This is a genomic window from Phyllobacterium sp. P5_D12, from assembly GCF_054049495.1.
This window is the reverse complement of record NZ_JBFUMG010000172.1, coordinates 1-8,631: the sequence shown is the minus strand read 5'-3', so window position 1 is coordinate 8,631 and position 8,631 is coordinate 1. Positions and strand designations below refer to the sequence as shown.

The window sequence follows — 8,631 nt, the reverse complement described above, 5'->3', positions numbered from 1 at the left end:
GAATGGAGGCAGTGAGAGTCACGTCAAACTCCGGAACACAGGGAGAAAGGCAAACCATATTCTACGAGATTTGTTATTGCAATATTGTCGACAATCTGATTTTCTAAATATGCGCACAGGATTTTCAGCCAATGAGTGGAACTGATTTTGATCCGATAGTTGATACCACGCGGCGTGCAGAGATTGTCTCTTTGCTCAGACGAGCTATCCTCACCGGCAAGCTTGAGCCGGGACAGAAGCTGAACGAGCTTCGCATTTCCGAGCAAATGCGGGTCAGTCGAGCGCCCCTGCGCGAAGCAATGCGGGAACTGGTTCAGGAAGGTATCCTTACCAGCATTCCATACGCGGGTACCTTTGTCATCGAGGTTACGGCCAAGGATATCGAAGAGGCCTATTCGCTCAATCAGGTGCTTGACGAGTTCGCCATCGAAAAGACCTGGCCCAACAGGACAGAGCAGTTTTTTGACGAGCTCGACCGTCGCCATGATGCTGTCAAACAGGCTACACGCGAAGAGGATACGACCCGGCAGATCGAAACCGCGCTCCAACTGCACGGACTGATCTATGAGTGGGCGGATCATTCATTGCTGCTCGACACATGGCAGCGCCTGACGAGCCGGCTGCAGATGTATTTTGCCCTGCATCAGCGTGCGCGAAACGAGCCAGTTCCGTCGGTGGACGTCCATGACGAATATGCGCGGCTGCTCAAAGGCAACAACATGAAGGCTGCCCAGCGCCATGCCCGCGCGCACATCGGCCTCGACTTCGAGGAGCTTGTTGCCTTCGCAAGAAGCCTTGAGAAACGAAACGCCGGTAGTGAGCCGGTTGRGCGTTCGGCCGGCGGAAAGGTTAAAACTCCGGCGCCTGATTGCTGGTAACGCTGGCCGGCTGTTCTTCCATTTACCAACCATAGGATCGAATAAGCCGTGTATATCAAGACCATCAAAGCCTATCGTATGATGCAGCCCTTCGTTGATGGCCGCTACAACATGTCAAAGGGGCGCGGAGCGGATGGATTTGACGCGGTCATCGTATCGATGAGTTCGAATACCGGACTCACGGGCTGGGGCGAAATGGCTCCCTTGGGAAATTTTTACTCGGCTGCCTTTGCTGCCGGCGCTCAGGCCGGTGTGATAGAGATCGCGCCGCATCTTCTTGGGCAGGATCCGCGTGCGCTAGCCCGGATCAACAGGCTGATGGATACGGTATTCAAGGGCCATCCCTATATCAAATCCGCTTTGGACATGGCGTGTTCGGACCTGACGGCACGTGCGGCAGACGTGTCGCTTGTCACCCTGCTCGGTGGCAGGGAAAGCGATATGGCTGATCTATACAGGGTCGTCACCCACGGCCCTGTTGACGCGATGATTGCCAATGCAAAAATAATAGTCTCCGAAGGCTTCCACCGTCTCCAGGTCAAGGTGGGTGGCAACGTTCATGACGATATCGAACGTGTCACCGCGGTCGCCTCGTCGGTTCCGAAAGGCACAGTCATCTTTTGCGATGCCAATGCCGGCTGGTCCGCGTATCAGGCGCGGCAATTCGCCGATGCGACGCGGGAAATCGACTACACGATGGAACAGCCTTGCGTCACGATTGATGATTGTCTTTCGGTTCGGCGTTCACTCAACAAACCCATGGTGCTCGACGAATCCGTCACCTCGCTTGAGGAGATGCTGGATATTCATCGCAAAGGCGCTGCCGACGGGCTGACATTGAAAATCTCCCGTCTGGGAGGGGTGACCAAAACACGCCAGATCCGCGATCTCGCGGTCGATCTGGGTTTTATGGTCACTGTCGAGGATACGGGCGGAGCAGAAATCGACACCGCTGCCATGGCGCATCTGTCGCTCTCAACGCCAGAGGAACGGCGACTGCACGCCATCGCCTTTCATGAATGGGTCACCGTCCGTACGGCCAGGAACGCACCGCCTGTCATCGGCAGCCGGATGGGTATTCCCGATGGTCCCGGCCTTGGCATCGATGTCGACCCGGGCCTGCTCGGTAAGCCTTTTCTCGAATTGAGCCAATGACATGAAGATTCGCCGCATCACAGCAACGCCCATCAACCTCACACTCGAAGCACCATACGTCTGGGTGTTTGGCGAACTCGACGGGTTTTCGCCGACAATTGTCGAAGTCGAGACAGAAGATGGGCTGATCGGGCTTGGTGAAGCACCAAGTGCAGCGGCCGCTGCGATCATTACGGACACGCTGGCGCCGCGGCTGATCGGGCGTGACGCCTTCGACATCACCGGTGCGGAAAATGTTTGTCTGCCGTTTTGGACCGGCGTTCAAAGCATCAATGACCGCAATCGCATCATGGCATTCGGGGCGATCGAGATGGCGCTATGGGATCTGCGTGGCAAGGCCTGGAACCAGCCGCTCTACCAGCTGCTTGGTGGCGCCGTGCGCAAGGAGATACCATTCACAGACTATTTCTCGCTGCGCGGAGACGGACCGGAGAAGAGAGGCGAGAAGACCGCCGAGGAAGTTGCAGACTATTGCGTGGAACTACACGAGACATATGGGACTACCTTCTTTGAAGGAAAGTTCTCGACCGAGGACCCGAAAGTCTCCCTGCGAATGCTCGAACTTATTCGAAAGAAGCTGGGCAACGATGTGATGCTGCGCATCGATTCCAATCAGGCCTATTCGCTTGCGACAGCACGCCAACTGGTACGTCCGCTGCAAGAACTCAACGTTCGCAACTGGGAGGACCCGGTCGCGACGATCGAAGAAATGCGCGAATTGCGCCGCCATTGCTCGATTCCATTTTCGACACACAATATCGACATTGCCCGTGCCATAGAGTTACGGGTACCCGATGCAATCGTCGGCAATCCGGCAGTACATGGCGGAATTGGCAGGCTCATCCGCTTCATTGGCGCTTGCGAACACGCCGCGATCGATTTCTGGTGCTATAGTGGTGACTCCGGTATCGGCAGCGCCGCATATCTTCATCTATGCGCTGCGTTCGGCTGGATCAGGGAGCCCAACCAATCGCTGTTTCGCATGCAACTGACTGACGTCATCGAAGGCGGGCCATTCTCGCCCCGCAACAATGTGGTCGCTGTCCCGGAAGGCCCGGGTCTCGGCGTAACATTGGTACGCGACAGACTGGCAGCCTGCCACCGCGATTACGTGGAGAAAGGCCCGAAGAACAAATATCATGATCCGGCAAAACCGAGAACATACCGTCGCCTGCCCTTGAACTAAGGAATGATTTGTTTCGTACAAAATACCGGCGTTGAAGACCGGGAGCGTCGACAATCGGAGGAAACGGGATTTTAATCGTGTCGGGCTTGGACGGACCGGCAAGTCGGCGACCAAGGCGCCGGGAAATAGTCGTCCGCTAAAAACCAGAGCACAGGGGAAGACCAAAAATCATGAAGAATTACCGAATTCTCGACATTCTCCGGCGTGGCCGGACTGATCTCGAAAATCATCTGATCGACGGGCTTGTTGACGGCAGGGTCAGCCGTCGCGAATTCATTCGTCACGGCAGCCTGCTCGGTCTGTCGTTGCCCTTTCTCGGAAGCGTCGGGTTCGCCGCAGGTTTCGGCGGTATGCCGGGTCTGGCCCGCGCGCAGGGAACTCCAGGCGCAACCATCCGCGTTGCAAGCAGCGTTCCTGCCGCAGCGATAGCACCAGTCAGCGTTGCCGACGCCGGCGGACTGCTGATGTTGCAACAGGTTGGCGAATTTCTCTGCCTCGACGGTCCGGATCTCGTGTTGAAGCCAATGCTGGCGGAGAGCTGGAAACCTAACGACAAGGGCGATGTCTGGACGTTCACCCTGCGCAAGGGCGTCAAGTTCCACAGCGGCGGCGAGATGAAGGCCGACGACGTGGTGGCCAGCATTGACCGGCTCGCCGATCCCGCCAACTCTTCCAATGCGTTGTCCGTATTCACCGGCTTCCTGCGAAAGGGCGCGACGAAAAAAGTCGACGACTATACGGTCGAGTTCCATCTGGACGCCCCGAACGGCAGCTTCCCGTATCTGGTATCCTCCGACAATTACAATGCGGTTATCGTTCCCAAAGACTACAAGGGCGATTTCGAAAAGAATTTCAACGCGACAGGACCGTTCAAGCTCGAAAAATATACGCCGAAGGTTGGCGCTTCATTTGTCAGAAACGATGACTACTGGGGCGAAAAGGCGCTGCCGGAGCGTACGGAATTCACCTTCTTTGGCGATATCCAGCCAATGATCCTCGCTCTACAGGGCGGACAGGTTGACGTCATCAACCAACTTCCGGTCTTAGCGGGTGTTGCTCTGCTTAACGATCCGAATGTCGAAATTCTCAGCCTCAAGTCAGTCGCACATCACCAGGTCCACATGCGCACGGACATGGATCCGTTCAAGGACGCGCGTGTGCGCCGCGCTATCGCCTTGAGCATTGACCGGAACAAACTGCAGAAGGGATTGATGCGGGGACGCGCGTCGCTCGGTAATGATAGTCCGTTTGCTCCAGTCTTCCCTTCGACGGATACGAGCGTCGCGCAGCGTCAGCAGGACATGACGCAGGCCAAACAGTTGATGGAAGCTGCAGGTGTCGGCAAAGGCTTCAAGGTCACGCTGACGACGGAGCGCTATCTGGAAATTCCGGAATATGCAGTTCTCATTCAGAACGCGGTCAAGGAAATCGGGATTGATCTCGAACTCACCATCCTCGATCAGGGCGCATATTACGGCGACGCTGTTTTCGGCAAGTCCAACTGGCTCGATTCGGTCATGGGTATCACCGACTATGGCCATCGGGGCGTTCCGAATGTCTATCTGTCGGCACCTCTGAAGAGCGATGGAACGTGGAATTCGGCGCACTTCAAGAATGCCGAATATGACCAGTTGGTCTCCGGCTACATTGCGGCTCTTGACCTTGAAAGTCAGAAACAGACGGCCGGCAAGATCCAGCGCCTGCTTCTGGAGGAAACGCCTGTCATCTTCGGTTATTTCTTTGACTATCTGACTGCTACGGCAAAGGGGGTCACGGGAGTGCAACCGACCGCGATGTCACAGAACTATCTCGACCGCGCGTCGAAGGCCTGACCGGGAGGAACGGACTTCCTGCAACAGCCAGCTCCCGTGGGAGCTGGCTAACCAAGGAGCGCAGCCATTCTCCCCTTCCTGTTAAGACGCATTGCTTTGTCGCTTGTGACGCTGTTCCTGCTCAGCATCATGGTGTTTCTGGGCGGTCAGGTGCTGCCCGGAAACGTCGGCCGCGCCATATTGGGACCACTCGCCGACATCCGCGCCGTCGACGCGCTCAACCATTCGCTTGGTCTTGATCGGCCGCTTCTCGTGCAATACTGGGACTGGATCTCAAGTTTCGTCCAGGGCGATATGGGAACGTCCTATATCTTCAGGGCGCCGGTGGCGCCATTCGTCATCGACGCGCTTGGCAATTCCATGAAGCTGGCACTCGTCGCGTTCGTCATGGTCGTGCCATTGGGAATACTCGGCGGCATAATCGCAGCCTTGAACATCAATCGGCCCATTGATCGCATCATCAGTCTCGGTGGACTGTCGGCAACGGTTTTGCCGGAATTCGTTACCGGCATCATCTTCATCCTGATTTTCGGCGTCTGGCTGCATTGGCTGCCGATAGCCGCCACGTGGCCAAAGAACGCGGGATTTTTCACGCAGATTTACTATCTGATCCTGCCGGCGCTTCCACTTTTCCTGGTGCTGTTCGGCTACATCGCCCGCATGGCACGCTCCGGCATGATCGAGGCGCTCGATTCCGATTACACGCGAACCGCCGTCCTCAAGGGACTGCCTTGGCGCGTCGTCATATGGCGGCATGTCCTGCGCAACGCGCTTCTTCCAACAATCACTGTTATCGCCACGCAAACCGGGTATCTGATCGGCGGTCTGGTCGTTGTCGAGACATTGTTCCGCTACCAGGGGATAGGCTCGCTGATCTTCACGGCGGCGCGCGGCAAGGATTTTCCGATCCTCGAGGCCGGTATTCTGACAATCGGTATCGTCTATTCCGTCGCGACGCTGGGTGCCGACGTTCTCTATTCAGTCCTAAACCCGCGTATTCGGTTGGGGGCAGAACAATGAGCGCAATCGGAGCCAAACAACCCGAGCTGCCGAGTTCCAGCACGCGCGGCCCCGTGGCTGAAGTACTGGTCTCACTCAGCCTTTCCGGGTCATTCCTGACCGGACTCGTGATCGTGCTTTTCTGGGTCGTCTGCGCGCTGTTCGGCGAACACTTCACGCCCTACGATCCGCTGGCGGATGACATCATCAACTCGCTCATGCCACCTTCGGCAGAACATTGGTTCGGAACCGATCAGCTTGGCCGCGATGTCTTCTCGCGCGTCATCGTCGGCTCTCGCGACATTCTGACCGTGGCTCCGCTTGCTACATTGCTGGCTACGGTCGCAGGCACGACACTCGGCCTTTTTACCGGCTATTTCCGCGGCTTAGTCGATGACATTATCAGTCGTGTCCTCGAAGCGTTCATGGCGATCCCGGTTGTAATCGTTGCCCTTCTTGCCATCGTTGCGCTCGGTACTTCCAAGTCCACGGTGATCATTGTCATTGGCCTGAGTTTTTCGCCGATCATTGCTCGTACGGTTCGCTCGGCGGTGCTTTCCGAACGCGAACTCGACTATGTGGCGGCCGCGCAACTGCGCCGCGAAAGCGCATTGCACACGATGTTCGTCGAGATCTTGCCCAACGTGGTGCCGCCGATCCTCGTTGAGACGACTGTCCGCCTCGGTTACGCAATCTTTGCGGTTGCGACCTTGAGTTTCATGGGTTTTGGCATCCAGCCTCCTTCGCCCGATTGGGGCCTGAGTATTTCCAGTAATTACGGAATGATCGCGGGCGGGTTCTGGTGGACCGTGCTGTTCGACGCTCTTGCCATCGCTTCGCTCGTCATCGGCGTCAATCTGGTGGCCGACGGAGTTCAGGGAGCTCTCAATGACTGAACCCACCATCAAGGACAACGCGCTTGAACTGCACAACCTTTCCGTCGCTTACCGTGTGGGTCGGCGCAATCGGGCAGTGCTTCGAGACCTGAGCCTGACTATTCGTCCTGGAGAGGCCTATGGTCTCGTTGGTGAGTCGGGCTGTGGAAAGTCCACAGTTGCGCTTTCAGTCGTGCGCTACCTGCCGAGGAATGGCGTCATCACCGTGGGAGAAATCTTTCTAGCGGGCCAGAACGTCATGAAGCTCGACGGCGAAGCGCTGCGTCGGATGCGCGCCGAAAGTGTTTCCATGGTCTATCAGGATCCCGGCAAGGCGCTCAACCCGTCCATCCGTATCGGACCGCAACTGACCGAGATTTTCGAATTGCGCGGCATTTCCGGACAAATGGCTTCGGACCATGCGATTGCCATGCTGAGCAGGGTGCGCATCTCCGATCCAGTACGGGTGATGCAGCGATATCCGCACCAGCTCTCGGGCGGCATGCAACAGCGCGTCGGTATCGCCATGGCGCTCGCGAATGACCCGACGATGCTGATCCTCGACGAACCGACCACAGGGCTCGACGCGACAGTCGAGGCCGAAGTGCTCGATCTGATTGCCAGGCTTCGACAGGAGCTGTCGGCTTCTATCCTTTTTATCAGCCACAACCTCGCTGTTGTCTCGCGCATGTGCGACCGGGTCGGTGTGCTTTATGCCGGTATGCTGGTGGAAGAGGGGCCAACGGAGGAAGTCTTCAACAATCCCCGGCATCCCTATACGGTTGCATTGCTCCGTTGCCTGCCGCGAGGCGGACTGCGCAAGGATCAGATACGGCTGGATACAATTCCGGGATTCCTTCCAGCCCCCGGCGCGACAATCATTGGTTGCGCTTTCGCTGACCGATGCGCGCTCGCCGACGCGAGGTGCCACAATGAACTGCCGCCGCTGCATGATCTTGGCGGGCGGCTGTCCCGTTGCCATTATCACGAGAAAGCCCAGTCGCTACCACRAACGACACCCGGCAATATCTCAACCTCGTCCGTGGCCGCCTTGCTCGAACCTGTCTTGCGAATTGAAGGACTGAACAAGACCTACGCCAGCCATGGCCACGCCTTGCGGGCGGTGAACGACGTGTCGCTCGATCTCCTGCCGGGTCAGACGCTTGGTCTTGTTGGCGAATCCGGAAGCGGCAAGACGACCTTCGCCCGCCTGCTCCTCGGGCTTATTCCTGCCGATGCCGGCGGTACCATGCAGCTTGAGGGCAAACCGCTTGCCCCCAAGCTCGAAAGCCGAACTGCCGATCAGGTGAAGGCGATGCAGATCGTTTTCCAGAACCCGGATTCGGCGCTCAACAGGTCGCATTCTATCCGGCACATCATGGGGCGTGCCCTGCACACACTCGCGGGTCTTAGCGGACCAGCATTACGCTCGCGCCTCGTCGATCTCGTTCATTCCGTTCGGCTGACAGAGCGACATTTAAGCGTGAAACCGCGCCAGCTTTCCGGCGGCTTGAAACAGCGGGTGGCAATCGCCCGCGCCTTTGCCGGTGATCCTCGGATTGTCGTCTGCGACGAACCCACATCCGCACTTGACGTCTCGGTCCAGGCGGCAATTCTCAATCTGCTTGCCGATCTGCAGATGAAAGAGAGCGTGAGTTATATCTTTATATCGCACGATCTGGCTGTGGTTCGCTATCTGTCGGATC

Annotated in this window: 7 protein-coding genes; all 7 read left to right on the top strand. The window is 57.3% G+C overall.

All coding sequences use genetic code 11. From position 1 onward, the window contains the following. Positions 1-131: 131 nt before the first annotated feature. Positions 132-878 (top strand): GntR family transcriptional regulator, encoded by a 747-nt coding sequence (locus ACXJ5O_RS13140; RefSeq protein ID WP_457300273.1) that lies wholly within the window; start codon positions 132-134, stop codon positions 876-878. Between the two features lie 48 nt (positions 879-926). Then, positions 927-2,033, top strand: a complete 1,107-nt coding sequence (locus tag ACXJ5O_RS13135) for a mandelate racemase/muconate lactonizing enzyme family protein (RefSeq protein WP_457300272.1) — start codon at positions 927-929, stop codon at positions 2,031-2,033. 1 nt (position 2,034) lies between these two features. Next, positions 2,035-3,219: a mandelate racemase/muconate lactonizing enzyme family protein gene (locus ACXJ5O_RS13130; protein ID WP_457300271.1), complete on the top strand. Its 1,185-nt coding sequence runs from the start codon at positions 2,035-2,037 to the stop codon at positions 3,217-3,219. A 167-nt stretch (positions 3,220-3,386) separates the two neighbouring features. Then, positions 3,387-5,051: an ABC transporter substrate-binding protein gene (locus ACXJ5O_RS13125; RefSeq protein ID WP_457300275.1), complete on the top strand. Its 1,665-nt coding sequence runs from the start codon at positions 3,387-3,389 to the stop codon at positions 5,049-5,051. A 66-nt stretch (positions 5,052-5,117) separates the two neighbouring features. Next, the gene (locus ACXJ5O_RS13120; protein WP_457300274.1) at positions 5,118-6,071 is read left to right on the top strand and encodes an ABC transporter permease; all 954 of its coding nucleotides are present in this window, start codon (positions 5,118-5,120) and stop codon (positions 6,069-6,071) included. Then, positions 6,068-6,946, top strand: coding sequence for an ABC transporter permease (locus ACXJ5O_RS13115; protein WP_457300270.1), 879 nt, complete (start codon positions 6,068-6,070; stop codon positions 6,944-6,946). Before ACXJ5O_RS13120 ends, ACXJ5O_RS13115 begins: the two co-directional genes overlap by 4 nt. Continuing rightward, the coding region (locus ACXJ5O_RS13110; protein WP_457300269.1) for a dipeptide ABC transporter ATP-binding protein at positions 6,939-8,631 on the top strand (1,693 nt) is incomplete at its 3' end. The genes ACXJ5O_RS13115 and ACXJ5O_RS13110, both read left to right, overlap by 8 nt.

What these genes read in the sequence shown, in the direction of transcription:
- ACXJ5O_RS13130 (WP_457300271.1), top strand. Translation starts at nt 2,035, where the DNA reads ATGAAGATTCGCCGCATCACAGCAACGCCCATCAACCTCACACTCGAA.
- ACXJ5O_RS13115 (WP_457300270.1), top strand. Translation starts at nt 6,068, where the DNA reads ATGAGCGCAATCGGAGCCAAACAACCCGAGCTGCCGAGTTCCAGCACG.